The following is a 26,951-nucleotide window of genomic DNA, read 5'->3' on the forward strand; positions in this document are numbered from 1 at the left end:
TGCCAAGGTGCGGGTTTTTTTCTTATCTGAAAGTTTTATTTATAGTGCTTTCCCAACCAAAATCTCTGCCTCAATGGTAATCTCTATCAGTTGACTCCAGTCAATATTGGTTTGATCAACGTGAAAGAGTAAGGGTGTCATGGCAAGCAGAGCTTGGCGTTGCTCAGCCGAGATAGGTTTTGTTAAGGAAGCAATCTGACGAGATTGGATGCTGAAATGTTCCTGGAAATGTTCCTTGATATCTTGATTGGAATAGTCCTTCTTTGTCAGCTGGCTCTGCACCATTTGACGGATTTCTATGAGGTGATTTTCAGTTGGGATAACCTTGATCAAAATACCGTCTTTGGATAAAACGCGACGAAATTCTCCATAATTTGCAGGCGAAAAGATATCAAGCAGAATATCCATGCTGGCGTCTGTTATAGGAAGACGAGCTAAGTCCCCAACAAACCAGTTGACCGCCCAGTTGGGTTCGCTTTTAGCAGCGATTTGAACGGAATCTTTGGAAATGTCAAAAGCATAGAAGGTTTTGTCAGGGTGACTTTCCTGGAGTTTTCGAGAATAAAAGCCTTCACCACAGCCAATATCCAAGATTGTTGTGGCAGTTTTTGAGTTTGCAAGCAAGTTAGATACAGCATCTAAAATAGCTTGGTAAAAGCCTGCTTCTAGGATTTGTTGTCGGTTTTGGAAGTTTTCCTTGTCGTAGTTGGCAGAATGCTTGATTTGAGGTGCCAAATTGACATAGCCGAATTTTGCCAAGTCAAAAGAATGGCGGTTACTACACTTGAGGCTAGACTCTACCAAGGTCAGGTTTTCTTGGCAGATAGGGCAGGCAAAGGCGCTAGCAGAAGCAAAGCGCTGGAGTTTGGGTTTGAGGTTTGTATTCATAGTTTTAGTCTAGCAAAAAAAGAACTGGATGGCAATGCATCCAGTTTGTTTTTTAGTATGTTAGAACGAAGTATTTTTTCTTCCCGCGACGGATAACAGTTAGTTCGTTTTCTAACTTATCTGCGTCAGTCAAGACATAGTCAAGGTCTTGGATACGGTCGCCGTTGACGTAGATAGCTCCGTTTTGGACGTCTTCACGGGCTTGGCGTTTTGAGTTGACCACACCAGATGACACGAGGAGTTCCACGATATTGTGGTTTTCGTCTGCTTGTACTTGGTAGTTTGGCACTCCACTAAGTCCTTGTTTGAGCTCTTTGACAGAAAGGTTTTTGATGTTCCCTGCAAAGAGTTGCTCTGTGATGTTAAGGGCTTCCTTGTAGGCTTCTTCACCGTGAACAAGTGTGACAACTTCACGAGCCAAGACTTTTTGAGCTAAGCGTTCATGTGGGGCTGTTTCAAACTGTTTACGGATGTCTTCAATCTCATCAAGTGACAAGAAGGTAAAGATCTTCAAGAAGCGAACGGCGTCAGCATCCATCACGTTCATCCAGAATTGGTACATTTCGTATGGAGAAGTCTTTTCAGGGTTGAGCCAGACAGCATTTCCTTCAGATTTACCAAATTTCTTACCAGTTGCATCTGTAATGAGTGGAACAGTGATTACATGACCAGTCTTATCAGCCTTACGACGAAGCAATTCAGTGCCAGCTGTCATATTTCCCCATTGGTCAGAACCACCGATTTGTAGTGTTACGTTGTGCTCTTGGTTGAGGACGTAGAAGTCATATCCTTGCATGATTTGGTAAGCGAACTCAGTGTAAGAAATCCCTGTTTCAATCCGTTTCTTCACTGACTCCTTACTCATCATGTAGTTGACAGTGAAGTATTTTCCGACATCACGGAGGAAGTCAATGAAGCTGATGCTGCCAAACCAGTCGTAGTTGTTGACCATGACAGCTTTATTTTCCCCATTTTCAAAATCAAGAAAGCGAGAAAGTTGTCCTTGGATAGACTTGACCCAGCCATCTACTGTGTCTTTTGTTTGGAGACTACGCTCAGCATCTTTGAAGGACGGATCTCCGATGAGACCTGTAGCACCGCCAACGAGCGCATAAGGTTTGTGACCTGCTAGTTGCAAGCGACGACTTGTCAAGATAGCGACAAGGTGACCGAGGTGAAGGCTGTCAGCAGTTGGATCGTAGCCAGTATAATACGAAACTTGACCTTCTTCTAGGGCTTTACGCAAAGTTTCTTCATCAGTCGTTTGAAAAATCAAACCACGCTCTTTTAGCTCATCAAAAATGTGCATGTGTCTTTTCTCCTTTATAAAATATTGTTTCTACCTATTGTATCACAAACTTGGGCAATAGCCTAGTAGAATAGGGAAGAAAGTGGCTATTTTATTGAAAGTTTCCCTTTTATGGTATAATAGAGAAAGCGAGGACATTCATGAAAAAAAGAAACAATGAAGTAAAAACAAAAATGCTGCCATTTTTCCAGCAACTATCTGTCAAATGGAAGAAAAAAAAAGCAAGTAAAAAGATCGATAAGAAAGTGGCTTCTTCTGACAAAGTCAGAAGGGTTGGGTCTATTTTGGCTAAGGTTTTGAGTGGCTTTAAAGTAGTTTTCAACATCCTCTTTATCCTAGGTTTTATCGGTGGCCTTTTTGGAGCTGGGGTAGCTATGGGTTATGGAGTCGCTCTATTTGACAAGGCTCAAGTCCCTCAAGCAGAAGAGTTGGTCAAGCAAGTTAAAGATATTGCCTCCATCTCAGAGATCACTTATTCTGATGGTAGCACTATTTCTTCGATTGAGGGGGATTTACTGCGTACATCAGTAGCTTCAGATGCTATCTCAGACAACCTTAAGAAAGCTATTGTTGCGACAGAGGACGAGCATTTTACTGAGCACAAAGGAGTTGTGCCTAAGGCTGTTATTCGTGCGACCTTGGGAACTTTTGTCGGCCTAGGCTCGTCTAGTGGTGGTTCGACCTTGACCCAGCAAGTCATCAAGCAGCAAGTGGTAGGGGATGCTCCAACTCTAGCTCGTAAGGCTAAAGAGATTATTGATGCTCTAGCTTTAGAGCGGGTTATGGGTAAGGATGAGATTTTAACAACCTACCTCAACATTGCTCCTTTTGGTCGCAATCACAAAGGTCAAAATATTGCAGGTGCCCAGCAGGCTGCAGAAGGAATTTTTGGAGTCAAAGCTTCGGACTTAACGGTCCCTCAAGCTGCCTTTATCGCAGGCTTGCCACAGAGTCCGATTAGTTATTCCCCTTATGAATCTGATGGTAGTATGAAGAGTGATGAGGATATGGCTTTGGGGATTAAGCGTGCCAAGGATGTCCTCTACAATATGTACCGGACAGGGGTTCTAAGTCAGGAAGATTACGACAAGTACAAGAATTATGATTTTACGAAAGATTTCTTACCATCTGGTAGTGTCAGCGGTACTTCGCGTGACTATCTCTACTTTGCAACCTTGGCAGAAGCTACTGATCGCATGTACGACTACCTCGTCCAACGAGATAATGTTTCTGCGCAAGAATTAAAGAATGAGTCCATTCAGAAATCCTATCGTGATTTAGCCACTAAGGAAATTGAAAATGGTGGATATAAGATTACGACAACTATCAATAAAAATGTTCATGCTGCGATGCAAAATGCGGTTGCGACCTACGGCTATCTGCTAGATGATTCGACAGGCCAGCCTGAGGTGGGGAATGTCCTCATGGACAACCAAACGGGAGCTATCCTTGGATTTGTTGGTGGCCGTAATTACCAAGAAAATCAGAACAATCACGCTATCGATACCAAGCGTTCTCCAGCTTCAACCACGAAGCCTATATTGGCCTATGGTATCGCGATTGACCAAGGTTTGATGGGAAGTGCAAGTATCTTATCAAACTATCCTACCAACTTCTCAAACGGAAATCCCATCATGTATGTCAATAGTCCTGGTACAGGTATGATGACATTGGGAGAAGCCCTTAACTACTCATGGAATATCCCAGCCTACTGGACTTATCGTACGCTTCGAGAGAAGGGTGTTGATGTCAAAGGCTATATGGAAAAAATGGGTTACGAAATCCCAGAATATGGTATTGAAAGTCTGCCGATGGGTGGGGGGATTGAGGTTACAGTTGCCCAGCATACCAATGGGTATCAAACTCTGGCCAACAACGGAGTTTACCATAAGAAACATATGATCGCGAAGATCGAGTCAACGGATGGTCGAGTGGTATACGAGCACAAGGATGAGCCTATCCAAGTTTATTCAAAAGCGACAGCAACCATTATGCAAAGTCTCCTTCGGGATGTTATCTCATCTCGGATTACCTCAAGTTTCCAGACCGACTTGGCTTCTATCAATCCCGGTCTTGCTCGTGCTGACTGGATCGGAAAAACTGGTACGACCAATGAAGATGAAAATATGTGGCTCATGCTTTCTACGCCTCGCTTGACTTTGGGTGGCTGGTTAGGTCACGATGATAACCGACCACTAGCTAAAGGAGCAGGTCACTACCGCAATGCCAACTATATGGCCCACTTGGTCAATGCTATCCAGCAAGCTGAACCTGGAATATGGGGGAATGAGCGCTTTAGTCTAGATTCAAGTGTGACCAAATCGCAAGTCCTCAAGTCGACAGGGGAGAAACCAGGCAAGGTTTCAATCAATGGTAAAGAAGTCACCGTTTCCGGTTCTACAGTGACAAGCTATTGGGGCACTAAAGAAGGGGCGCCGGCAACTACTTACCGCTTTGCTATTGGAGGAAGCGATGCAGATTATCAAAATGCTTGGAAGAGCATTTTAGGAAGTTTACCGAGTCTCCCGACTCCAACTCTCCCAAGTTCAAGTAGCAGTTCTGGAACAAGTTCATCAACTCGCTCAAATCAATCAAATCGCTAGAATAAAAAAGTAGCATGATTCATTCAATAATATTTTTCATGCTACTTTTTTCTTTTTTCATTTCGTGTTACAATAGGAGAATGAATAAGTATCAAAAGAAGATTTTTAAGGGAACTCTATATTCACTGTTGTCAGGTCTGATTTGGGGAATTTGTGGTATTTTGGGAGAATATTTTTTCGCCCATTATCAGGTGTCGTCTGGATGGATCACTTCCATGCGCTTGCTAGTGGCAGGGAGTTTGGTTTTAGTTTTATCAGCCTTTCAGTTACGCACCCAGTTATTGGATATCTGGCGGGACAAGAAAAATTATCTGCCTTTTTTAGCCTATGCTATTCTAGGTATTTTTTCTGTGCAGTTTTTCTTTTATCTCTGTGTTGAATATTCCAATGCGACGACAGCAACGATTTTGCAATTTATCAGTCCAGTTTTTATCTTGTTTTATAATCGTATCGTCTATCAAAAGAAGGCTTCTATCACAGCCATTCTCTATGTTTTGATTGCCATGCTAGGTGTTTTTTTGATGGCTACAAAAGGAGATTTGTCCCAGTTGTCCATGACACCTTTGGCTCTAGTGACAGGTTTGCTCAGTGCAGTAGGGGTTATGTTTAATGTTATCCTTCCCCAACGCTTTGCACGGCGCTACGGTTTCGTTCCGACTGTTGGTTGGGGGATGATTCTGGCAGGGCTCTTTAGTAATTTCCTTTACCCTATTTATCGGATAAGTTTTCAAGTGGATCTGGTAAGTGTGCTGATTTGTCTGACGATTGCTGTGTTTGGAACGGCTTTTGCCTTTTTTCTTTCGATGAAGGCTGTGCTACTCGTCTCACCGTTAGTTGTGTCAGTTGTGAGTGCCAGCGAACCTTTGTCTTCTGCATTGCTGAGTGTGTTATTTTTAGGCATGGTTTTGGATGGTTTTCTGGCTTTGGCTATGATCTTGATTATCGTTCCGATGGTTTTCTTATCAATTGAGGAAACGAAGGAAAGGTAAAATATTCTGTTCAAGTGTTTAAGGCTTCAAATTTGGAGCCTTTTTTGGTAGAATAGGTATCATTATAACGAATCAGGAGGTGTCTATGACTGCTACAAAAATGAACGCCCAAGAAATTATCCAATTTATTGCCAATGCTGAAAAGAAAACCTGTGTTAAAGTAACCTTTGAGGGGCAACTTGCGACAGCTGTGCCTAGCTCTGTTGTCAAACTAGGGAATGTTCTATTTGGAGACTGGAAGGACGTCGCTCCGCTTCTCGATGGTTTGGTGGAGAATCAAGACTATGTTGTCGAGCAAGATGCTCGTAATTCGGCAGTTCCTTTGCTAGATAAACGTGCTATCAACGCTCGTATCGAACCAGGTGCTATTATCCGTGACCAAGTTGAAATTGGTGACAATGCTGTTATCATGATGGGAGCCGTTATCAATATTGGTGCTGAAATTGGTGCAGGCACCATGATTGACATGGGTGCTATCCTTGGTGGTCGCGCTATTGTTGGAAAAAACAGCCATGTTGGTGCAGGTGCAGTTTTGGCAGGTGTGATTGAGCCAGCTAGTGCTGAACCAGTCCGTGTCGGAGACAATGTTCTTATTGGTGCCAATGTAGTGGTTATTGAAGGAGTCCAAATCGGTAGTGGTTCAGTTGTCGCTGCAGGAGCTATCGTTACCCAAGATGTCCCAGAAAATGTTGTGGTAGCAGGTGTTCCGGCTCGCATCATCAAAGAGATTGATGCCCAAACCCAACAAAAAACAGCGCTAGAGGATGCGCTTCGTACCTTGTAATGGTAAAAGAAAAATAGAGGCGGAACCCTTCTCCAGCCTCTTTCTGCTATATCGGAGGATAGATAGATGTTAGATTTGATTCAGACTAGACGAGATTTACACCAGATTCCAGAGATTGGCTTGGAGGAGTTCAAGACTCAGGCTTATTTGCTGGATGTGATTGAGAAATTGACTACGGGCAAGGATTTTGTTCAGGTTCGTACTTGGCGGACAGGTATTTTGGTCTGCCTGCAGGGAAGTCAGCCGGAACGAACCATTGGTTGGCGGACAGATATTGACGGACTGCCTATCGTCGAACAAACAGGACTTCCTTTCGCCTCTCAACACCAAGATCGCATGCATGCTTGTGGTCATGATTTTCATATGACCATTGCCTTAGGCTGTCTCGAACGCGCCCTTGAGGAGCAACCCAAGAATAATTTGCTCTTCCTATTTCAGCCTGCTGAGGAGAATGAAGCTGGTGGTATGCTCATGTATGAGGACGGTGCTTTTGGGGACTGGTTACCAGACCAATTTTATGGCCTCCATGTTCGCCCAGATTTGAAGGTCGGCCAGATTGCCACCAATACCCACACGCTTTTTGCTGGGACTTGCGAAGTTAAGATTCGTTTCAAAGGAAAAGGCGGACACGCAGCTTTTCCGCATGAAGCCAATGACGCCTTGGTGGCGGCTAGTTACTTTGTGACCCAAGTGCAGTCAGTGGTCAGCCGCAATGTCAATCCAATTGAGGGAGCAGTGGTGACCTTTGGCCTTTTCCAAGCTGGAACAACCAACAATGTCATCACAGACACAGCATTTTTACACGGAACCATTCGCGCCTTGACTCAGGACATGAGTCTCTTGGTACAAAAAAGAGTTAAGACAGTCGCAGAAGGGGTTGCAGCTGCCTTTGATATGGAAGTCGAAGTGGAACTCAAACAAGGTGGATACCTGCCCGTTGAGAACAATCCAGCCTTGGCGCGTAAACTGATGGACTTTTTTGAAGAGAAAGACGGAATCGAGTTGATTGATATCGAGCCTGCTATGACTGGTGAGGACTTTGGTTACCTCCTTTCGAAGGTAGATGGCGTTATGTTCTGGCTAGGTATCGATAGTCCCTACGCCCTTCATCACCCTCAGATGAGTCCTAAGGAAGAAGCCATAGCCATTGGGGTAGATGCGGTCTCTAGTTTCTTGAAAAAGAAGGCAGCAGAGTAGAGGAATTGTCTATGAAAGCAGAACTACGCAAGAAAATTTTGCAAGAAATGAAGGCTCTATCTCAGGAGCAAAAACAGGCTATGGATCGAGCTTTAACCAAGCGTTTCTTACAACATCCCTTTTACCAAGAAGCTAAGGTCATCGCAACCTATCTCTCCTTCCCTCATGAATTTCAAACGCAAGAACTGATCGAGCGGGCGCTGAAGGACGGCAAAAAGGTTCTGATACCCAAAACCTATCCCAAGGGGCGCATGGAATTTGTGGTATATGATCCGAAGCAGTTGGCAAAAACTTCCTTTGGTTTACTAGAACCGCAAGGAGACTTGGAAGTGGTGGATCCGTCTCAGATTGATTTAATTCATGTTCCAGGGCTAGCTTTTACGAAAGAGGGCTATCGGATTGGATATGGTGGAGGCTACTACGACCGCTATCTGGAACGTTTTGCTGGGCATAGCCTAAGTACAATCTATCCTTGTCAAGTTCAGGAATTTAAATCGGAAGACCATGATATTCCCGTCCAGGAGGTGCTAATTTATGAAGGAAATCTTTGATAAACGCTACTCTGTGACTAGTTTTTTTCTCCTAGTGACTGGCTTTGTATTTCTACTGATGCTGATTACTACGGGTATCAACTTTGATCAAGTCAAAACTCTGTTTCAGTTTGGAGCTATGTATGGACCGATCATTCGCCTGTTCCCAGAGCAGATTTGGCGCCTTTTTTCGGCTATCTTTGTGCATATCGGATGGGAGCATTTCATTGTCAATATGATTTCGCTCTACTTTCTTGGACAACAGGTGGAGGAGATTTTCGGCTCTAAGCAGTTTTTCTTTCTCTATCTCTTATCAGGAATGATGGGTAATCTCTTTGTTTTTGCTTTCACACCGAAAGTCCTAGCAGCAGGTGCCTCCACTTCTCTCTATGGATTATTTGCTGCGATTATCGTTTTGCGCTATGCGACTCGCAGCCCCTATATCCAGCAGTTGGGGCAGTCCTACCTGACGCTTTTCGTGATCAATATCATTGGAAGTATTCTGATTCCAGGAATCAGCCTAGCTGGGCATATCGGAGGAGCAGTAGGAGGTGCCTTTCTAGCAGTCATCTTTCCAGTTAAATGGGAGAGAAGGATGTACAGTACTAACCAGCGAATCGGAGCAACTGTACTTTTTATCGCACTAGCCATTTTCCTTTGCTATAAGGGAATGAGCTATGTGTAGGGGGGAATAGTTAAAAAGCTACTCAAAAAATGAGTAGCTTTTTTTGGAACCATTCGAAACAACACAGCTCTAAAACAGCGGTTGAGGCTGCCTCCTTGATTGATTCGTTTTGGAACCATTCGAAACAACACAGCTCTAAAACAATGCTGAGCGTATCGCAGAAATTGCTAACGTTTTGGAACCATTCGAAACAACACAGCTCTAAAACTGCCCTCAGCTGCTAACATCCGCTCAATCAGTTTTGGAACCATTCGAAACAACACAGCTCTAAAACACTCATTCTTGTTAGGACGCACATTCAGCAGTTTTGGAACCATTCGAAACAACACAGCTCTAAAACTTCAATTCTAAAAGAAATCAAAATAGTCAAGTTTTGGAACCATTCGAAACAACACAGCTCTAAAACTGGTAATACGAGACCGACCAAAAGGACGGAGTTTTGGAACCATTCGAAACAACACAGCTCTAAAACCGAACCTCAAGCATATCAAGTGCTCACATGTTTTGGAACCATTCGAAACAACACAGCTCTAAAACCGTAAAACTATCCGCCACCAAAAGTTGCCCGTTTTGGAACCATTCGAAACAACACAGCTCTAAAACTGTCTTCAAAGATTTTGTCAATCGTTTCCTGTTTTGGAACCATTCGAAACAACACAGCTCTAAAACGACGGATTGGTAAAGTTAAAACCATACTCTGTTTTGGAACCATTCGAAACAACACAGCTCTAAAACCAGCAACAGGTTTATCAGTTGAAACTTCATGTTTTGGAACCATTCGAAACAACACAGCTCTAAAACAAACTAAACTTGGACAAAAACGCATATTAGGTTTTGGAACCATTCGAAACAACACAGCTCTAAAACAGAAAAATTAATCCATTGGACGAGGCAAATGTTTTGGAACCATTCGAAACAACACAGCTCTAAAACAGGCTAGCGCTGATACGCTTGACAACTGGAGTTTTGGAACCATTCGAAACAACACAGCTCTAAAACACATGGAGAACGTGACAGGCTTCTCAGCTAGTTTTGGAACCATTCGAAACAACACAGCTCTAAAACATATTAGTTAAAGGCCGAATTCAAAAAACGGTTTTGGAACCATTCGAAACAACACAGCTCTAAAACTAACCTGTGCTGTCGCAATTAAGTTAGAACGTTTTGGAACCATTCGAAACAACACAGCTCTAAAACTCAATATCTGCCCCATATTTCAGAACATACGTTTTGGAACCATTCGAAACAACACAGCTCTAAAACTAACCTTTTTACGGTTGTGAACAAAATCCAGTTTTGGAACCATTCGAAACAACACAGCTCTAAAACCTCGTAGAAAAATTTTTCTCACGAAATTTCGTAATCGCGCCATTCGTCTCAGCCAGACTTCAGTTCGTCAGATCCCAATTATTACTCTTATTATACCATATTTTCAGGATTCAAGAAATAGTCTTGATCCAGCACATACTGCGGAAAATCATAAACTTTTCGAGGTTCAACAAATAAGACTCTTAGTTGATTGAGTTGGATATACTCTATCAGATTTACTAACTCATCCTTTGATAGATAGGCGGTTGCATTGATGAAGACAAGGAGTTTCTTTTTGGAAAGATATTTAAAAACTTGGACAATTTCTAGCATCTTTTCGAAAGGTGTATCGCTCAGAGTTTCCACTTTGACCCCTAGCGCATCGATCAACTCTAAAATGGTGATTTCGTCGTACTCCAAGTCCAATTCGTTTTCCAAGCACTCAAATGCCAGCAATTCTGTAATCGTAGCTACCAACTTTTCAATCATGGACTTGACTTCCGGTTTGTCATTGAGTTGACTTTCTAAATCTGCATGTATCAGCTTGAGCATGGCGGGTGAGTTGAGATTGTATCCTAAGACATCCGTTATCACTAGTAACTCGGACTCTTTCAGAGCTTTTAGATTTCTATCAAATAACTTTAATTCTCCATCATCAGTGTACTGGTAGAACTGCTTGACGATAGTCGAAAAGGTAAACTGGTCTTCCAGCACTAAAAAGGTTGCATTTTCAATAGCTAATGGTTCATCCAATAGCGGAAAGTTAATCTTCATCACTAGGCTCCTCTCCCAGAAAGACCAAACGAGCGTCGGAGTTTGCTACGCTGGTGTTTCGCTCACCATTTAAGTAAATCATGCGAGAAAATTGCTTTTCCGTGACGGTTAAGAGAGTAATGCTTCCTTTTTTAGGATTGTGAGTCTTGAGTCGCTCAATCATGGCATTATTCGCAGAGTTGTTGAGTAAGAGTTTGCTATAGATGGAGAATTGGTGCATGATAAATCCCTCATCTATGAGGAACTTCCGAAATTTCCGATAGGCCTTGCGTTCCTCGGCTGTATCAACAGGCATATCAAACATTAAAATCATACGCATATATCGATAACTCATATCCTAAACTCAGGAACTCCTTTCTCTGGTTGATTAAGAGCTTGAATGACTTTCTTAGTATAGTCACTGACGATATTGGACAGGTACATATCTTTGCCATTGTAGTGGAAGGTATCTGAGAAAATAGTGAACAGTTCTCGTTTGATTTTGACAAAAGAACTGTTTCGATTTTCATAGACGATTCGGTCAATAATCGGACGAAAAGGTTCCATAATATCGCTAGCTAGGTTGAATTGATTAAACTGATTAGCATGCTTCAAGCCAAACTGAGTCATACAGCCAGATAGCACAATCTCACGCGCAAACATACTCAAAATCAAGGTATATCCATAATCCAAGGCGGCGTTGACATCACTATCTTGCTCACGACTAAAATCATTTCCAAACAAGGTATTAAAATAAATCCGAGCTGCGTGTCCTTCGCGGTTACTAGGATCAAACAAATCCAAACCGTGATAGAGATCGATGACAGACTGAGATTTTTCTAGAAAACCACAACTCCCCAGATAAAAAGCCTGATTGAGAATTTTTTGTGCAATGATGGTTGTCCAAACTTGAGCTTTAGCCTCCTCATTCCATGTGATTTGCCGAGAGAGTTGCAGACTGGAATCGTGCCGACCGTAGTAGGGCATTAAGTATGCCGTTGGCAAGCGTTTATCATCACAAAAGATGACCAGAATATTTTCATCCACCAAGCGTTTTATCAGCATAGTAGAGAGAACGATATCCGTCGTCTCCAAAAGCAGGATGTCGACCTCGGACAGGTGAATCAACTCTGTCCGAGAGGCATCTTTAAAGATCAAGTGGTTGTTCTTGTAGGAAAGCTTAGAGTGTGTATTGACAACAACGGTTCTCCATCCCATTAGTCTTCTCCAAGTTTGCTTAAATCAATCCGAGTCTCGTAGAGACCAGTGATGGATTGGTGGATGAGGGTGGCGTTGAGGAATTTCTTGTCTGGTTTAGGACGCATTCTTGCAACGGTATACTTATTATTAAAGAAATCATTGATGCCTTTTGGAGCACCACTTTTGACAAAGCTAAACATTTTAATGAAATTATCATAAAAATATTTGATGACTTCCTCGCTACTATCAATTTCTTTAATCTTTCTCTCGTTATATCCTTTTATAAGATTTCTTAACGATGTAGTGTCGCCCAACATTTTTTGTGAGAAAGCCGATAACTGGTTCGAAATATTATCAAATTCTTCCTTGTGTTTGAGTATGAAATTTTGGCTTTCTTTTATTGCACTTTCAGATTTTAAATCCATCAAATTTGATTTAGTCAAAAGTCGTCTCATATGGAAAAACAATTCATTCTGAGTTTTTGTTAATTTAAATTGGGTAGCTTTATGAAGGTTTGACTTGCTTTCAAATAGCATCCTTGTTCCATCATTTTTCTGCATTAGTGAATATTTTGGAACTCCATAGAAGGCTAGAACACGATTTATATTATTCTTTTTAAGAAAACCGTTTTCTGAAGTATCATTTAAGAATTGAAATGGATTATTATTAAATTTTTTATAATCTATGATAAAAATGTCATGGAATTCTTTTACAGTTTCTATTTTACCTTTCTTTTCATTAAATCGTTCTGCAATTATGATAATAGATAAGGCAGAATTCATTGGCCCATAACCTCCATATATGGAAGTATCTAAAGATGAAACTTTTGTTTTTAGTGGATAGCGATTATTGGCAGCAATTTGTTTATTAAATTTTCCAACAGGATTTTGATTATAAAATGCTCCTTTTTTAATCATTGTACGTTTGACAAAGTTGACTTGAGAGTTGTAGATGACCTCTTTTATGATTGGCAAATCCCTATTACAATCCCAAATGTCTTTACTAACTTTAGAATCTGGATTATTAAAGAATCTCATGATATTAGAATAGAGATGCTTTCTTATCGTTGCTTTATTCTCTTCATGTCGATTAAAGTGAGCATGGTGGCCATATATCAATTCAGGAGCTAATTTTGGATAGGCTTTAAGAAGAGTTTGTCCTACAACAACGGCTAGATAAGCATCATGAGCATGGTGATAATCATTCAACTCACGTATTTTTGCAATATGAAAGGTATTTCTAAAATTGGTAATTAGTTGAGATTTTAAAGCAATGATTTTGGTGTCTAAAAAACGATTATCTAGTATGCGAGCAACGTGTTTTATAATTTGTCGTGTTTCGACTAATTGACGTTCAATAAAGCCAGCTTTCATGCTCTCGGTCAGAACACCATCAGGAGTTCGTTCGCTAGTAGTTAATCTTTGATATTTCGTTTGAGAAATTAACTTGGCATTATATAATTTCTCCCAGAAAGGTTTCATATTAGCAACCGTCTCTTTGTCTGGTATATTATTCAACTTTCGTTGATTGTTTTCCCTATGCGTTAATACTTTATTATCAATCGAATCAATTGGTAAAAAACTATAGGGGATAATATGATCGACTTCGTATTGATCAAGCTGGTCTCGGTATAAGGGGGTAGGGCTTCCGGTTTTATCTAGGGAATACATGTCCTTTCCATTTTGAAGATAATATAAATATAATTTCTCAGATTGTAGTTGTTCGTCTGAATGAGGAACCTTCCCATTTTCTAATACACTATTTTCAATATTTTTTAGTGCAGATTCTAATTTAGTTTTACGAGTTTTTGCCTTTTTTTGTCCCTCTTCGGTAGTCATATTTTCACGAGCCATTTCAATAACGATATTTTGGGGTGGATATCCTATAATTTGAACCAGTTCATCAACAATTTTAATACTATTTAAAATTCCTCGTTTGATAGCTGGACTACCAGCTAATTTTTTAATTTCGTCAAATACATCATCTTCAACAGTTGATTTAGATTGAATGGATTTGATAGCAGAATCAAAGGATAAAGTGCTATCAGATATGAGCTGAGATAAATTACGATTTTCATCATCGTTTCGAAGGAACTGCATTAAATTAAAACCTGTATCCTCGTCGCGAATGTCTAATAATAACTTAGCTGAATAACGTCCCCAGCCAGTATAGCGTAATTTTGAGAGTTGATTAATTCTCTCTTCATTTAAAAATTCAAGATGTCCAAAATATTTTATAAGGTAATTTTTAATAGATTTTTTATCATCAAAAACAGTAATAACTTTGACAATCTCTTCTAACTCTTTTTGATAGATTTCAGAATCGAGTAATTCTTCTGAAAAAATAGTTTTTAAATCATTATATGTTTTCAAAGTAGAATTAAGGGATTTGCCTTTTTCAATTCCCGAAACAATTTCAACCGCTTGTAAATTTGTGTAATTCTCCAAGTAATCAAGGAGCATTGCAGAACTAACACGTTTATTATTCGTTTTAAATAAGTTATTGATTATTTCTTGTCGGAGCTCTGAATCGAAAAAGTGAGTCTTCCCATATTTATCTTTGTACTTAACCCGAGTTAGTTCATTTTGGAGCATGACTTCTTCATAGATCAAACTACGTTTTGGTAAAACTTTTTCATTTAAGAGAATAATATCATTTCCTATTAGATTGGTGATGAATGCATCTCTAGTTTCATCCATATTTATCAGTTTTTGATAGTTCCAAGGACGTATTTTCCCATTTCTAGTATCTTCATCATTATCATCTAAAATATCTTGGCTAATCGTTCGTTTAATCCAACCAAATCTACTATTATTTCCTTTTGACAGAGGACCAACATAATAAGGGATTTTAAATGTCAAGATAGATAGTAATTTATCTTTGTTTTCTAGCAGAAAAGGATAATCCTCCCCTTGCCTGTCTATAATTTTTTCTAGTTCATAAGCGTGAATTTGATTAGGAACAGCTCCATTATCAGTTGTACGGAGTTTTCTTAAAAAGGTTCCGTCTGATATTTTATTAAGAAAATATTCTGCCCCTTCAATACCAGTTATTTTCCCACTAATATAGTCATAAAAATTTTGTTGTATTGTTTTTTGTTTCTGTGGATTAGTTAATACCATCTTATTAGATATGTATCCAACATATCCCTTTGTTTCTTTATCTACATCAAATCCATTTGGTGTTTTTCTGCCAAAAATATCTAAGTAATCCTGTTCAGATAGATTTTGTTTAACAAAAGATTTGAAACGTTGTAAATCTTTACGGTGTTCCTCGTATCGCTCGACCATAGTAGCAGAGAAGCGAGCACGAGTTGTTCCAGTGTATGTTAGCATACCAGATAGAAGTATAGTATCACGTAAAACTTTTAGTTTGGCAAATACATCGGAAAAGTCTTCTTCTAATGAGCCAAGAAAATTTTCTAGATTTTCATCATAGTTTTCTTTAGAGAAATTAAGATCTGGTTCTTCTTCTAATTCAAAACAATCTTTAAATTTCGTTTTTAAACCAAATAATAGCTGTAATAGTTGTTTGAAAATACTTTTGTCTTTTTTAAGAAGCTCTTGTTGAAAATAGGATAGTATTTTTTTAACTTTTTCTTGTCTGTTATCACTGGATTTAAATATAGCTACTATAGTTTTAGATTCATCAGAGATTTCCAAATCGAAAACTTCTTGACAAGATTCAATGAAATCAATCCAAGAGTTTTGCATATTGATATTATTAGGATTAATCCTATCTAACGTTAAAAAATGTCCCCTATACTTTAAAATATGTGATATGGCCATGTAAACTTCACGAATATCGGCTACAGGAGAGTTTTTATCTGCATCAGCTAAGTGTTTTCGTAAATGGTAAATCGTAGGGTATTTCTTGTGATAGGCAGTCTCTAGTTCTTTATCACCAAAAAATGGCTGTTTGATCTGTAGTTCCTCACTTTTATCACCAAGCACCCTAAAACTTTCGTCTAATCTACGATAAAAATTTTTATCTACTTTTTCAATCTCTTTTTGAAAAATATCTCGTAAATACGCAATTCTATGATTTCTTCTATCAATCCTACGGCGATTAACACGAAATACCCGAGTTCCTTGAGCTGATTGAGCAGGCACAAAGGTGGTAGATCCGATTAAATTTTTCTTTATTTTTTCTTTTTCTGTATTTCCTAAAACTTTAAATTTAAAAGCAGGTACTCGATAATCATCAGTTACAACAGCATAGCCAACTGATGATACACCTATATCCAAGCCGATTGAATAATTCTTATTAAATTTCGCCATAAAACTACTCCTTGTCTTGATTTTTGTTTTTATTTTTTGTATAATAACTGTGTTGGAACTATTCGAGACAACACAGCCAAAAGATTTTTCTTTTGAGTTAAAATATGGTTATCCATAATCAGTAATGCGCACCGATTCGGTGCTTTTTATTTTATTATACTAACTCATTGTACTCCTATTTTTATAAAAAAACAAATATTTGTGTAGCGCTTTCATAGAATTCGAGATCAATTCGATGGAGCTTGTAAGTGGATTAACCGAGAAATACGATTTCCTTTTGAGAGTATATATGTTCGGAATGATAGCAATACAAAATAAAAAGAACTGGGATAATTAACTATCCTAGTTCTTCTTTGTTATATGGACTGCTCTTCTATTTCCCCTCAGCCAACTCTTTTCCTATTTGGATGAGGTAGTCTTTCAAGTCATCTTTGACTTGTGGGTGTTTAAGAGCGTAGTCAATTGACGTTTTCATAAAGCCAAACTTGTCTCCGACATCGTAACGGGCACCCTTGAACTCACGAGCAAATACACGTTGTGTTTTATTGAGGGTGTCAATCGCATCCGTCAACTGGATTTCATTTCCAGCACCTGGTTTTTGGTGTTCCAGAATTTGGAAAATCTCAGGCGTGAGGAGGTAGCGTCCGATAATAGCGAGATCACTAGGTGCGTCCTCTGGGGCTGGTTTTTCAACGAAGGTTTCAACGCTGTAAAGACCGTCTTTTCCTTCGCCTTGTGGAGCAATGACCCCGTAGGCAGAGACTTCATTTTGTGGGACGGGCATGACAGCGATAGTTGAAGCGTGAGTGTGCTCGTAGTCATCCATCAGTTGTTTGGTGAGCGGAACAGCCTTGTCGTTCGTGATATCCATCAAGTCATCCCCAAGCATCACGACAAAAGGTTCATTTCCGACGAAAGCCTTGGCTTGCAAGACAGCGTCTCCGAGGCCACGTGGATGAGTTTGGCGGATAAAATGCAGGCGCATGCCAGTTGTCTCATCAACTAGTTTTAAAAGATCGGTTTTTCCTTTTTCTTTGAGGTTGTATTCTAATTCGAAGTTTGAGTCAAAGTGATCCTCAATGGAACGTTTTGACTTACCAGTAACAACCAAGATATCTTCGATTCCAGACTTGAGAGCTTCTTCAACGATAAACTGGATAGTAGGTTTGTCTACGATTGGTAACATTTCCTTGGCCAAGGCCTTAGTTGCTGGGAGGAAACGAGTTCCTAATCCAGCGGCAGGGATGACTGCTTTTCTGACTTTTTGTTTCATAATGTTCCTTTCTATAAAGGTCTAAGACCATTCGTTTTCTGCTTTAAATTCATTACTCATGATGTCGTTGATTGCTTCTTTGATATTGACACCTTCATAAATGACTCGGTAAATAGCTTGCGTGATTGGCATGTAGACACCCAATTCCTGAGCTAGTTCGTAAGCTGCTCGAGTCGTTGAAATGCCTTCGATGACCATACCCATGTTGGCTTCGATGTCTGCGAGGGATTCTCCACGACCAAGGGCATCACCTGCCCTCCAGTTACGAGAGTGGACAGATGTCCCTGTTACAATCAAATCGCCAACTCCAGAAAGACCGCTATAAGTCAGAGGATTAGCTCCAAGAGCGACCCCTAGACGGGTGATTTCTGCCAAGCCACGTGCTATGATAGCTGCCTTGGCATTGTCGCCAAATCCTAGGCCATGTAATGCACCTGCACCAACTGCAATGATGTTTTTAAGAGCACCAGCGGTTTCAACCCCGATAACATCTGTATTGGTATAGAGGCGGAAGTAGTGATTGCTAAAGAGATTTTGAACGTACTGGGCAGTTTCAAGGTCTTTGGATGCCGCAGTGATCAAGGTAATATCCCGTACAATAGTTTCCTCAGCGTGGCTAGGTCCTGAAACAACAACGACTTCACTACGAAGGTCAGCTGGAATTTCCTCTTCAAGAATAGTTGATAGACGTTTGTGGCTATCTGGTTCCAATCCTTTGGAGGCATGCATGATGACAACTTTGTGATCGAGTACCTTTGCTACTTGTTGGGCAACCAGTCTCGTTACTTTTGTTGGGACTACAAATAAAACAGCATCCACATCTTTTAGTGTTTCTTCTAAGTCATGATAGGCTTTGATCTTTTCGTCGAGTAGGATATCTTTGAAGTAGCGTTTGTTTGTATGCTGGCTATTGATTTCATCGATTTGGTCAGGAATATTTCCCCAAATCCGAACCTCGTGTCCATTGTCGTTTAGAACCTGCGAAAGGGCAGTTCCCCAAGAACCAGGACCCAAGACAGCGATGGTTTGTTTCTTCATCTTTTCCTCCTTGCAAGAGTTCTCCTTTCATTTTATCATAAAAAGCCTTTTCATGCACCTACTTATAGGCAAAGATAGGAATTTAGGATAAAATACCTCTTTGACAAGATTCCTCTTTTTTGCTAGAATAGCATCAACATGAAAGAATGAGAGGAGCTGACGGATTTCGTCACTCCCTTTTGTCTATATGATTAGGAGGAAGTATGCTGATTAAAAAAATTAAAGCCTATAAATGGCAGGCTTTAGCATCACTCTGTATGACAGGTCTGATGGTGGCAAGTTCGCTCTTGCAACCTCGCTATCTACAGGAAGTATTAGACGCCCTACTTGCAGGAGACCAAGATGCAATCTATAGTATCGGAGCTTGGTTGATTGGAGTGGCTTTGATTGGTCTCGTTGCAGGTGGTGTCAACGTTGTTCTTGCAGCCTATATCGCTCAAGGAGTGTCTTCTGATCTTCGGGAAGATGCTTTTCGCAAGATCCAAACTTTTTCTTATGCCAATATCGAGCAGCTTAATGCTGGGAATCTGGTTGTCCGCATGACCAATGACGTCAACCAGATTCAGAACATGGTGATGATGGTTTTCCAAATTCTTTTTCGTCTCCCTTTGCTCTTTATTGGTTCCTTTATTCTGGCGGTCCGCACCCTTCCTTCGCTTTGGTGGGTGATCGTCCTTATGGTAGTGCTGATCTTTTTGCTTACAGGTACCATGATGGGTATGATGGGGCCGCGCTTCGCCAAGTTTCAAACCCTTCTTGAACGGATTAATGCCATCGCCAAGGAAAATCTACGTGGGATACGTGTGGTCAAATCCTTTGTGCAGGAAAAAGAGCAATTTGACAAGTTTACAGAAGTTTCAGATGAACTTTTGGTGCAAAATATTTATATTGGCTATGCTTTTTCAGTAGTTGAACCTTTTATGATGCTCATTGGGTACGGAGCGGTTTTCCTCTCTATCTGGTTGGTTGCGGGGATGACTCAGTCGGATCCGTCAGTTGTTGGTTCTATTGCCTCTTTTGTCAACTATCTCAGTCAGATTATCTTTACAATCGTTATGGTTGGATTTTTAGGAAATTCTGTTAGTCGGGCTATGATTTCGATGATGCGTATTCGTGAGGTTCTAGATACCGAGCCAGCGATGACCTTTAAAGATCTCCCAGATGAAGAGTTAGAAGGAAGTCTCTCTTTTGAAAATGTGACCTTCACTTATCCTACCGATGAAGAGCCCATGCTTAAGAATGTAAGTTTTGAAGTTGCACCAGGTCAGATGGTTGGAGTAGTTGGAGCGACTGGTGCAGGAAAGTCAACCTTGGCTCAATTGATTCCACGTCTCTTTGACCCGCAGGAAGGGGCTATCAAAATCGGAGGCAAGGATATTCGAGAAGTGAGTGAAGGAACCTTGCGTAAAACAGTTTCCATTGTCTTGCAACGTGCTATTCTCTTTAGCGGAACCATTGCAGATAATCTTCGTCAAGGAAAAGGAAATGCCAGCGTGTCAGAAATGGAACGTGCAGCACGGATTGCTCAAGCCAGCGAATTTATCGGACGCATGGAAAACAAATTTGAGAGTCAGGTCGAAGAACGTGGCACCAACTTTTCTGGTGGACAAAAGCAACGGATGTCGATTGCCCGTGGGATTGTCAGCAATCCCCGTATCCTGATTTTTGACGATTCGACTTCGGCCTTGGATGCCAAGTCAGAAAGACTCGTACAGGAAGCTTTGAACAAAGACCTGAAAGGGACGACCACGATTATCATCGCTCAAAAGATCAGTTCAGTCGTCCATGCAGACAAGATTTTGGTCTTGGACCAAGGACGCTTGATTGGAGAAGGACGGCATGCAGATTTGGTAGCTAACAATGCCGTCTACCGCGAAATCTACGAAACACAAAAGGGAAAGGAGGAATAAAATGAAAACCGTTCGATTTTTCTGGAATTATTTTAAAGTTTACAAGTTCTCCTTTGTCATTGTGATTCTGATGGTTGCAGTTGCGACGATTGCCCAAGCTCTCTTTCCTGTTTTTTCAGGTCAAGCAGTGACGGAGCTCGCTAATCTGGTTCTGGCTTATCAAAACGGAACTTCCGAACTAGCCTTGCAAAGTTTGTCAGCTCTGATGCTGAATCTAGCTCTGGTTGTCCTCGCCTTAGTGGTATCAAGTTTGATTTACATGACCTTGATGACCCGTGTGATTGCTGAGTCGACAAATGAGATGCGTAAAGGCCTCTTTGGCAAACTTTCACGTTTGACGGTTTCTTTCTTTGACCGCCACCAGGATGGTGACATCCTTTCTCGCTTCACTAGTGACTTGGATAACATCCTTCAAGCCTTCAATGAAAGTCTAGTTCAAGTTATGAGCAATATTGCTCTTTACATCGGTTTGATTTTTGTCATGTTTTCAAAAAATGTGACGCTAGCCCTGATAACGGTAGCCAGCACCCCAGTGGCCTTTCTCATGTTGATCTTCATCGTGAAAATGGCTCGCAAGTACACTAATCTCCAGCAAAAAGAGGTAGGGAAACTCAACGCCTATATGGACGAGAGTATTTCAGGTCAGAAAGCTGTTATCGTACAAGGGATTCAAGACGACATCGTAGCAGGCTTTGTGGAGCGAAATGAGCGCGTGCGCAAGGCAACTTTTAAAGGAAGAATGTTCTCCGGTATCCTCTTTCCAGTTATGAATGGGATGAGTTTGGTCAACACAGCCATCGTCATTTTTGCAGGTTCTGCGGTCTTGCTGAACGATCCAAGTATCGAGACAACGACAGCCTTAGGTTTAATTGTTATGTTTACCCAATTTTCTCAGCAATACTACCAGCCTATTATTCAAGTTGCGGCTAGTTGGGGAAGCCTTCAGTTGGCCTTTACTGGAGCGGATCGTATCCAAGAAATGTTCGATGCAGAGGAAGAAATCCGACCTGAAAAGGCTCCGGCCTTCACGGAATTACGAGAAGGCGTTGAAATCAGTCACATTGATTTCTCTTATGTGCCAGACAAGCCGATTTTAAAAGATGTTAGCATTTCAGCTCCTAAGGGGCAGATGATAGCAGTTGTCGGTCCAACTGGTTCAGGGAAAACGACCATCATGAACCTTATCAATCGTTTCTACGATGTGGATGCAGGTAGCATTTCCTTTGATGGAAAAGACATTCGTGACTACGACTTGGATAGCTTGCGGAGCAAGGTCGGGATTGTCTTGCAGGATTCGGTCTTGTTTAGTGGAACGATTCGGGACAATATCCGCTTCGGTGTGCCAGATGCCAGTCAGGAAATGGTTGAAGCAGCTGCCAAGGCAACTCATATTCATGACTACATCGAAAGCTTGCCTGATAAGTATGATACCCTTATCGATGATGACCAGAGCATCTTTTCAACTGGACAAAAGCAATTGATTTCCATCGCTCGAACTCTGATGACAGATCCAGAAGTGCTCATTCTAGATGAAGCAACTTCAAACGTAGATACGGTGACAGAAAGCAAGATTCAGCATGCCATGGAGGCGGTTGTAACAGGAAGAACCAGTTTTGTCATTGCCCATCGTCTCAAGACCATCCTCAATGCCGATCAGATTATTGTCCTCAAAGATGGAGAGGTCATTGAACGTGGAAATCATCACGAGTTGCTCAAGCTTGGCGGCTTCTACTCAGAACTCTATCACAATCAGTTTGTTTTTGAATAAGAAAAAAGTTGTCCTATGTGGGCACCTTTTTCTTGTCCATAAAAAATTTTTATCACAGCCTTAAAAAAAACATATTAGACGAAAGTCACTTTGAGTGATAAGATAAGACTGTCGCAAGAAAATCGAAAGGAGACACATCATGGCTAGAACGGTTGTAGGAGTTGCTGCAAATCTATGTCCTGTAGATGCAGAAGGGAAAAACATTCACTCATCTGTATCCTGTAAATTTGCAGAGAGCATTCGTCAAGTCGGAGGTCTCCCTTTAGTGATTCCTGTAGGGGATGAGTCCATTGTGCGCGATTATGTAGAAATGATTGACAAACTCATCTTGACAGGTGGGCAAAATGTCCATCCCCAATTTTATGGGGAGAAAAAAACCATTGAGAGCGATGATTACAACCTTGTTCGTGATGAGTTTGAACTAGCTCTATTGAGAGAAGCACTTCATCAGAATAAGCCCATTTTGGCAATCTGCCGTGGGGTTCAGCTGGTCAATGTTGCTTTTGGTGGCACTCTCCACCAAGAAATTGAAGGTCACTGGCAAGGCTTGCCTTTTGGAACATCTCATTCTATCGAGACAGTAGAAGAAAGCGTGGTGGCTAAGTTGTTTGGAAAAGAAAGTCAGGTCAACTCAGTCCATCGTCAAAGTATCAAAGATCTGGCACCTAATTTCCGTGTGACAGCCGTGGATCCTCGAGATCAGACCATCGAAGCGATTGAGTCTGTCGATGAGCATCGTATTATCGGTTTGCAGTGGCATCCAGAGTTTCTGGTCAATGAAGAAGACGGCAATTTAGAACTATTTGAGTATTTATTAAATGAATTGTAACGGTTAGAGGCTCTAGCCGTTTTTATTCGTTCTTTCAGATTTTTTGTATTTTAGCAAATTTACGCAAACGTTTGAGTTCTGATAAAAATTGGGCGAATTCAATAAAAAACTTGAAAAAATCGAAGGTAAGCGTTATGATAGAAAAGAAGAAATTTTGGAGGATTATCATGTCACATATTAAATTTGATTATTCAAAAGTTTTAGATAAATTTGTTGCCCCACATGAAGTGGAATACATGCAAGCACAAGTAACTGCAGCAGACGAATTGATCCGTAAAGGAACTGGTGCTGGTAGCGACTTTTTGGGTTGGTTGGACCTTCCTGAAAATTATGACCGCGAAGAATTTGACCGCATCTTGAAAGCTGCTGAGCAAATCAAATCAGATAGCGCTGTCTTGGTCGTGATTGGTATCGGTGGATCTTACCTTGGTGCTAAAGCAGCCATCGACTTCTTGAATCACCATTTTGCTAACTTGCAAACAAAAGAAGAACGCAAGGCTCCACAAATCCTTTATGCAGGAAACTCAATCTCATCTACTTATCTTGCTGACTTGGTAGAGTATGTAGCTGATAAAGACTTCTCCGTAAACGTGATTTCTAAATCAGGGACAACAACTGAACCAGCGATTGCTTTCCGTGTCTTCAAAGAACTCTTGGTTAAGAAATACGGTCAAGAAGAAGCTAACAAACGTATCTATGCAACAACTGACCGCCAAAAAGGTGCTGTTAAGGTTGAAGCAGATGCTAACGGTTGGGAAACATTTGTGGTTCCAGATGACATCGGTGGACGCTTCTCAGTACTGACAGCAGTTGGATTGCTTCCAATCGCAGCTTCAGGTGCAGACATCAAAGCCCTTATGGAAGGTGCTAACGCAGCTCGTAAAGATTACACTTCAGATAAACTTTCAGAAAATGAAGCTTACCAGTATGCAGCCGTTCGTAACATCCTTTACCGCAAAGGCTACGCTACTGAAATCTTGGTAAACTACGAGCCATCACTTCAATACTTCTCAGAATGGTGGAAACAATTGGCTGGTGAGTCAGAAGGGAAAGACCAAAAAGGGATCTACCCAACTTCAGCAAACTTCTCAACTGACTTGCACTCATTGGGTCAATTTATCCAAGAAGGTGCTCGTATCCTCTTTGAAACAGTTGTTCGTGTTGACAAACCACGTAAGAACGTGATCATTCCTACTTTGGAAGAAGACCTTGACGGACTTGGTTACCTTCAAGGAAAAGACGTTGACTTTGTAAACAAAAAAGCCACTGACGGTGTTCTTCTTGCCCACACTGATGGTGATGTACCGAACATGTATGTGACTCTTCCTGAGCAAGACGCTTTCACTCTTGGCTACACTATCTACTTCTTCGAATTGGCCATCGCCCTTTCAGGTTACTTGAATGCCATCAACCCGTTTGACCAACCAGGTGTTGAAGCCTACAAACGTAATATGTTTGCTCTTCTTGGAAAACCAGGATTTGAAGAATTGAGCAAAGAGCTTAACGCACGTCTATAATAGAAGAAAAGAGTGGTTTGCCCACTCTTTTTACTCTCTTTATTCGTAGACGTTGGACTCAGGCGAGACTTGTGATATAATATAGAAAGCAAAAAGGCAGACGCCTAGAGACTTTATAGGAGAAACTATGTCAAAAGATATCCGCGTACGCTACGCACCAAGTCCAACAGGACTACTACACATCGGAAATGCCCGTACAGCATTGTTTAACTACCTTTACGCACGCCATCATGGTGGAACTTTTATCATTCGTATCGAAGATACTGACCGTAAACGCCATGTTGAGGATGGTGAACGTTCACAGCTTGAAAATCTTCGTTGGTTAGGAATGGACTGGGATGAAAGTCCAGAAACTCATGAAAACTACCGCCAATCAGAGCGTTTGGAACTCTATCAAAAATACATCGATCAATTGCTAGCCGAAGGAAAAGCCTACAAATCATACGTTACAGAAGAAGAGTTGGCGGCTGAGCGCGAACGTCAAGAAGCAGCTGGCGAAACACCTCGCTATATCAACGAATACCTTGGTATGAGCGAAGAGGAAAAAGCAACTTACATCGCAGAACGTGAAGCAGCTGGTATTATTCCAACCGTTCGTTTGGCTGTTAATGAGTCTGGTATCTACAAATGGCACGATATGGTCAAAGGTGATATCGAGTTTGAAGGTGGCAATATCGGTGGTGACTGGGTGATTCAAAAGAAAGATGGATACCCGACTTACAACTTTGCCGTTGTTATTGATGACCACGATATGCAGATTTCTCATGTTATCCGCGGTGATGACCATATTGCCAACACCCCAAAACAGCTTATGGTTTATGAGGCTCTTGGTTGGGAAGCGCCAGAGTTCGGTCACATGACTTTGATCATCAACTCTGAAACGGGTAAAAAATTGTCTAAACGCGACACCAATACCCTTCAGTTTATCGAAGACTACCGTAAAAAAGGTTATTTACCAGAAGCAGTCTTTAACTTTATTGCTCTTCTCGGTTGGAACCCAGGTGGCGAAGATGAAATTTTCTCACGTGAGGAATTGATTAAACTCTTTGATGAAAACCGCCTCAGCAAGTCTCCAGCAGCCTTCGACCAGAAGAAACTAGACTGGATGAGCAACGACTACATAAAGAGAGCAGAACTTGCCACTATCTTTGAAATGGCAAAACCATTCCTGGAAGAAGTAGGGCGTTTGACTGACAAGTCTGAAAAAATGGTAGAACTCTACAAGCCACAAATGAAATCAGTAGACGAGATTGTTCCACTGACAGACCTTTTCTTCTCAGATTTCCCAGAGTTAACAGACGCTGAGCGCGAGGTCATGGCAGGAGAAACCGTTCCGGTTGTTCTAGAAACCTTCAAAGCGAAACTAGAAGCAATGACAGATGAAGAATTTGTGACAGAAAACATCTTCCCACAAATCAAAGCAGTCCAAAAAGAAACAGGTATTAAAGGGAAAAACCTCTTCATGCCGATTCGTATTGCTGTATCAGGTGAAATGCATGGACCAGAATTGCCAGACACCATTTTCTTACTCGGACGTGAAAAGTCAATCCAGCATATTGAAAACATGCTGAAAGAGATTTCCAAATAAAAAGGACTTCCTATGGATACATGGGAAAAGATGTATGAAGAAGCACGAATCTTATTCAATCCCCATGAAGTTTCTGACTTTGTTTATGCTAACCATGTTGTTGCTGCAGTAGAAACAACATGGTTAGATCTTCACAGGATTTTGTCTGGAGGACACTTGTGGCGTTTTTCATCTCTGTGCAGAACGAGCAGCTCTCTTCAATATGTATCAATTTTCAGGACAAACTAAAGTTAAGAAAATCCTCGCCTTTCGAGATAAACCTCCCTACGGTGAAGGATCAGGTATGCCCTGTGGTGCTTGCAGAGAATTTCTCTTAGAATTGAATGCTGAAAATAAAGAAGCAGAGTTCATGATGGACTACGAAACAAGAAAAACAATCAAAGTTGTCGAGTTGACCCCTTACCGGTGGGGAGAGGAACGTGCGACTAATTGGCAAGATAAATAGAGGGAGTCAGTTTAACTGGCTCTTTTCCGCTGTCTTCCTGAAATTTCGAAAATAGTC

At 41.1% G+C, this 26,951-nt stretch carries 19 protein-coding genes, 1 pseudogene and 1 CRISPR repeat array; of the genes and pseudogenes, 12 read left to right on the top strand and 8 right to left on the bottom strand.

What is annotated here, in order from left to right; all coding sequences use genetic code 11:
• Positions 1-39: 39 nt before the first annotated feature.
• Both SORDD16_RS07775 and tyrS read right to left on the bottom strand, forming a co-directional pair.
• Positions 40-888 carry a putative RNA methyltransferase gene (locus tag SORDD16_RS07775; RefSeq protein WP_061453001.1) on the bottom strand — a complete coding sequence of 283 codons (849 nt, stop codon included), beginning with the start codon at positions 886-888 and terminating at the stop codon, positions 40-42.
• A 52-nt stretch (positions 889-940) separates the two neighbouring features.
• The gene (tyrS, locus tag SORDD16_RS07780; RefSeq protein ID WP_061453002.1) at positions 941-2,197 is read right to left on the bottom strand and encodes a tyrosine--tRNA ligase; all 1,257 of its coding nucleotides are present in this window, start codon (positions 2,195-2,197) and stop codon (positions 941-943) included.
• A 140-nt stretch (positions 2,198-2,337) separates the two neighbouring features.
• Between tyrS and pbp1b the strand changes: the two genes are divergently transcribed.
• The 6 genes from pbp1b (at position 2,338) to SORDD16_RS07810 (ending at position 8,985) form a co-directional block, all read left to right on the top strand.
• Positions 2,338-4,800 carry a penicillin-binding protein PBP1B gene (gene pbp1b, locus SORDD16_RS07785; protein WP_061453003.1) on the top strand — a complete coding sequence of 821 codons (2,463 nt, stop codon included), beginning with the start codon at positions 2,338-2,340 and terminating at the stop codon, positions 4,798-4,800.
• Between the two features lie 80 nt (positions 4,801-4,880).
• The gene (locus SORDD16_RS07790) at positions 4,881-5,789 is read left to right on the top strand and encodes a DMT family transporter (RefSeq protein ID WP_061453004.1); all 909 of its coding nucleotides are present in this window, start codon (positions 4,881-4,883) and stop codon (positions 5,787-5,789) included.
• 85 nt (positions 5,790-5,874) lie between these two features.
• Positions 5,875-6,573: a 2,3,4,5-tetrahydropyridine-2,6-dicarboxylate N-acetyltransferase gene (gene dapD / locus SORDD16_RS07795; protein ID WP_061453005.1), complete on the top strand. Its 699-nt coding sequence runs from the start codon at positions 5,875-5,877 to the stop codon at positions 6,571-6,573.
• A gap of 66 nt (positions 6,574-6,639) precedes the next feature.
• Positions 6,640-7,770: an N-acetyldiaminopimelate deacetylase gene (locus SORDD16_RS07800; RefSeq protein WP_061453006.1), complete on the top strand. Its 1,131-nt coding sequence runs from the start codon at positions 6,640-6,642 to the stop codon at positions 7,768-7,770.
• A gap of 11 nt (positions 7,771-7,781) precedes the next feature.
• Entirely contained in the window at positions 7,782-8,321 is a 540-nt protein-coding gene (locus tag SORDD16_RS07805) for a 5-formyltetrahydrofolate cyclo-ligase (protein ID WP_061453007.1), read from the top strand.
• A complete protein-coding gene (locus SORDD16_RS07810; protein ID WP_061453008.1) occupies positions 8,305-8,985 on the top strand; it encodes a rhomboid family intramembrane serine protease in 681 nt (226 codons plus the stop codon). Before SORDD16_RS07805 ends, SORDD16_RS07810 begins: the two co-directional genes overlap by 17 nt.
• Before the next feature lie 40 nt (positions 8,986-9,025).
• A CRISPR array of direct repeats spans positions 9,026-10,314; the repeat unit is 36 nt; unit sequence GTTTTGGAACCATTCGAAACAACACAGCTCTAAAAC.
• A 90-nt stretch (positions 10,315-10,404) separates the two neighbouring features.
• Here the strand turns inward: SORDD16_RS07810 and csn2 are convergent.
• The 6 genes from csn2 to SORDD16_RS07840 all read right to left on the bottom strand — a co-directional run bounded on the left by csn2 (position 10,405) and on the right by SORDD16_RS07840 (position 18,837).
• Positions 10,405-11,067, bottom strand: a complete 663-nt coding sequence (gene csn2, locus SORDD16_RS07815; RefSeq protein ID WP_061453009.1) for a type II-A CRISPR-associated protein Csn2 — start codon at positions 11,065-11,067, stop codon at positions 10,405-10,407.
• Complete coding sequence (gene cas2, locus SORDD16_RS07820) at positions 11,057-11,401, bottom strand: CRISPR-associated endonuclease Cas2 (protein WP_061453010.1); 345 nt, start codon at positions 11,399-11,401, stop codon at positions 11,057-11,059. Before cas2 ends, csn2 begins: the two co-directional genes overlap by 11 nt.
• Positions 11,398-12,264 carry a type II CRISPR-associated endonuclease Cas1 gene (gene cas1 / locus SORDD16_RS07825; RefSeq protein WP_061453011.1) on the bottom strand — a complete coding sequence of 289 codons (867 nt, stop codon included), beginning with the start codon at positions 12,262-12,264 and terminating at the stop codon, positions 11,398-11,400. The genes cas2 and cas1 overlap by 4 nt, the downstream gene beginning before the upstream one ends.
• On the bottom strand, positions 12,264-16,526 hold the full coding sequence (gene cas9 / locus SORDD16_RS07830) for a type II CRISPR RNA-guided endonuclease Cas9 (protein ID WP_061453012.1): 4,263 nt from the start codon (positions 16,524-16,526) through the stop codon (positions 12,264-12,266). Before cas9 ends, cas1 begins: the two co-directional genes overlap by 1 nt.
• Before the next feature lie 373 nt (positions 16,527-16,899).
• On the bottom strand, positions 16,900-17,799 hold the full coding sequence (gene galU / locus SORDD16_RS07835) for a UTP--glucose-1-phosphate uridylyltransferase GalU (RefSeq protein ID WP_061453013.1): 900 nt from the start codon (positions 17,797-17,799) through the stop codon (positions 16,900-16,902).
• Between the two features lie 21 nt (positions 17,800-17,820).
• Positions 17,821-18,837: an NAD(P)H-dependent glycerol-3-phosphate dehydrogenase gene (locus SORDD16_RS07840; RefSeq protein ID WP_061453014.1), complete on the bottom strand. Its 1,017-nt coding sequence runs from the start codon at positions 18,835-18,837 to the stop codon at positions 17,821-17,823.
• A 203-nt stretch (positions 18,838-19,040) separates the two neighbouring features.
• On the opposite strand from SORDD16_RS07840, the gene SORDD16_RS07845 reads away from it, so the two are divergent.
• The 6 genes and pseudogenes from SORDD16_RS07845 (at position 19,041) to SORDD16_RS07870 (ending at position 26,894) form a co-directional block, all read left to right on the top strand.
• Positions 19,041-20,747 (top strand): ABC transporter ATP-binding protein, encoded by a 1,707-nt coding sequence (locus SORDD16_RS07845; protein ID WP_061453015.1) that lies wholly within the window; start codon positions 19,041-19,043, stop codon positions 20,745-20,747.
• A gap of 1 nt (position 20,748) precedes the next feature.
• Entirely contained in the window at positions 20,749-22,515 is a 1,767-nt protein-coding gene (locus SORDD16_RS07850; RefSeq protein WP_061453016.1) for an ABC transporter ATP-binding protein, read from the top strand.
• Positions 22,516-22,654: 139 nt separating this feature from the next.
• Complete coding sequence (locus tag SORDD16_RS07855; RefSeq protein ID WP_061453017.1) at positions 22,655-23,344, top strand: gamma-glutamyl-gamma-aminobutyrate hydrolase family protein; 690 nt, start codon at positions 22,655-22,657, stop codon at positions 23,342-23,344.
• Positions 23,345-23,511: 167 nt separating this feature from the next.
• Positions 23,512-24,861, top strand: coding sequence for a glucose-6-phosphate isomerase (locus SORDD16_RS07860; RefSeq protein ID WP_061453018.1), 1,350 nt, complete (start codon positions 23,512-23,514; stop codon positions 24,859-24,861).
• A 127-nt stretch (positions 24,862-24,988) separates the two neighbouring features.
• Positions 24,989-26,449 carry a glutamate--tRNA ligase gene (gene gltX / locus SORDD16_RS07865; protein WP_061453019.1) on the top strand — a complete coding sequence of 487 codons (1,461 nt, stop codon included), beginning with the start codon at positions 24,989-24,991 and terminating at the stop codon, positions 26,447-26,449.
• Positions 26,450-26,461: 12 nt separating this feature from the next.
• A pseudogene (locus SORDD16_RS07870) lies at positions 26,462-26,894 on the top strand (cytidine deaminase family protein).
• The last annotated feature ends 57 nt before the right edge of the window (positions 26,895-26,951 follow it).

Origin of the sequence: Streptococcus oralis, from assembly GCF_001578945.1 — a bacterium.
Taxonomy (GTDB): domain Bacteria; phylum Bacillota; class Bacilli; order Lactobacillales; family Streptococcaceae; genus Streptococcus; species Streptococcus oralis_Q.

Bases quoted from the DNA above. Each gene is read 5' to 3' on its own strand.
- SORDD16_RS07800 (WP_061453006.1), top strand. From the start codon at position 6,640: ATGTTAGATTTGATTCAGACTAGACGAGATTTACACCAGATTCCAGAG.
- cas2 (WP_061453010.1), bottom strand. From the start codon at position 11,401: ATGAGTTATCGATATATGCGTATGATTTTAATGTTTGATATGCCTGTT.
- cas9 (WP_061453012.1), bottom strand. From the start codon at position 16,526: ATGGCGAAATTTAATAAGAATTATTCAATCGGCTTGGATATAGGTGTA.
- SORDD16_RS07840 (WP_061453014.1), bottom strand. From the start codon at position 18,837: ATGAAGAAACAAACCATCGCTGTCTTGGGTCCTGGTTCTTGGGGAACT.
- SORDD16_RS07775 (WP_061453001.1), bottom strand. From the start codon at position 888: ATGAATACAAACCTCAAACCCAAACTCCAGCGCTTTGCTTCTGCTAGC.
- dapD (WP_061453005.1), top strand. From the start codon at position 5,875: ATGACTGCTACAAAAATGAACGCCCAAGAAATTATCCAATTTATTGCC.
- tyrS (WP_061453002.1), bottom strand. From the start codon at position 2,197: ATGCACATTTTTGATGAGCTAAAAGAGCGTGGTTTGATTTTTCAAACG.
- cas1 (WP_061453011.1), bottom strand. From the start codon at position 12,264: ATGGGATGGAGAACCGTTGTTGTCAATACACACTCTAAGCTTTCCTAC.
- pbp1b (WP_061453003.1), top strand. From the start codon at position 2,338: ATGAAAAAAAGAAACAATGAAGTAAAAACAAAAATGCTGCCATTTTTC.
- SORDD16_RS07850 (WP_061453016.1), top strand. From the start codon at position 20,749: ATGAAAACCGTTCGATTTTTCTGGAATTATTTTAAAGTTTACAAGTTC.
- SORDD16_RS07860 (WP_061453018.1), top strand. From the start codon at position 23,512: ATGTCACATATTAAATTTGATTATTCAAAAGTTTTAGATAAATTTGTT.
- csn2 (WP_061453009.1), bottom strand. From the start codon at position 11,067: ATGAAGATTAACTTTCCGCTATTGGATGAACCATTAGCTATTGAAAAT.
- SORDD16_RS07810 (WP_061453008.1), top strand. From the start codon at position 8,305: ATGAAGGAAATCTTTGATAAACGCTACTCTGTGACTAGTTTTTTTCTC.
- galU (WP_061453013.1), bottom strand. From the start codon at position 17,799: ATGAAACAAAAAGTCAGAAAAGCAGTCATCCCTGCCGCTGGATTAGGA.
- SORDD16_RS07855 (WP_061453017.1), top strand. From the start codon at position 22,655: ATGGCTAGAACGGTTGTAGGAGTTGCTGCAAATCTATGTCCTGTAGAT.
- SORDD16_RS07790 (WP_061453004.1), top strand. From the start codon at position 4,881: ATGAATAAGTATCAAAAGAAGATTTTTAAGGGAACTCTATATTCACTG.
- gltX (WP_061453019.1), top strand. From the start codon at position 24,989: ATGTCAAAAGATATCCGCGTACGCTACGCACCAAGTCCAACAGGACTA.
- SORDD16_RS07805 (WP_061453007.1), top strand. From the start codon at position 7,782: ATGAAAGCAGAACTACGCAAGAAAATTTTGCAAGAAATGAAGGCTCTA.
- SORDD16_RS07845 (WP_061453015.1), top strand. From the start codon at position 19,041: ATGCTGATTAAAAAAATTAAAGCCTATAAATGGCAGGCTTTAGCATCA.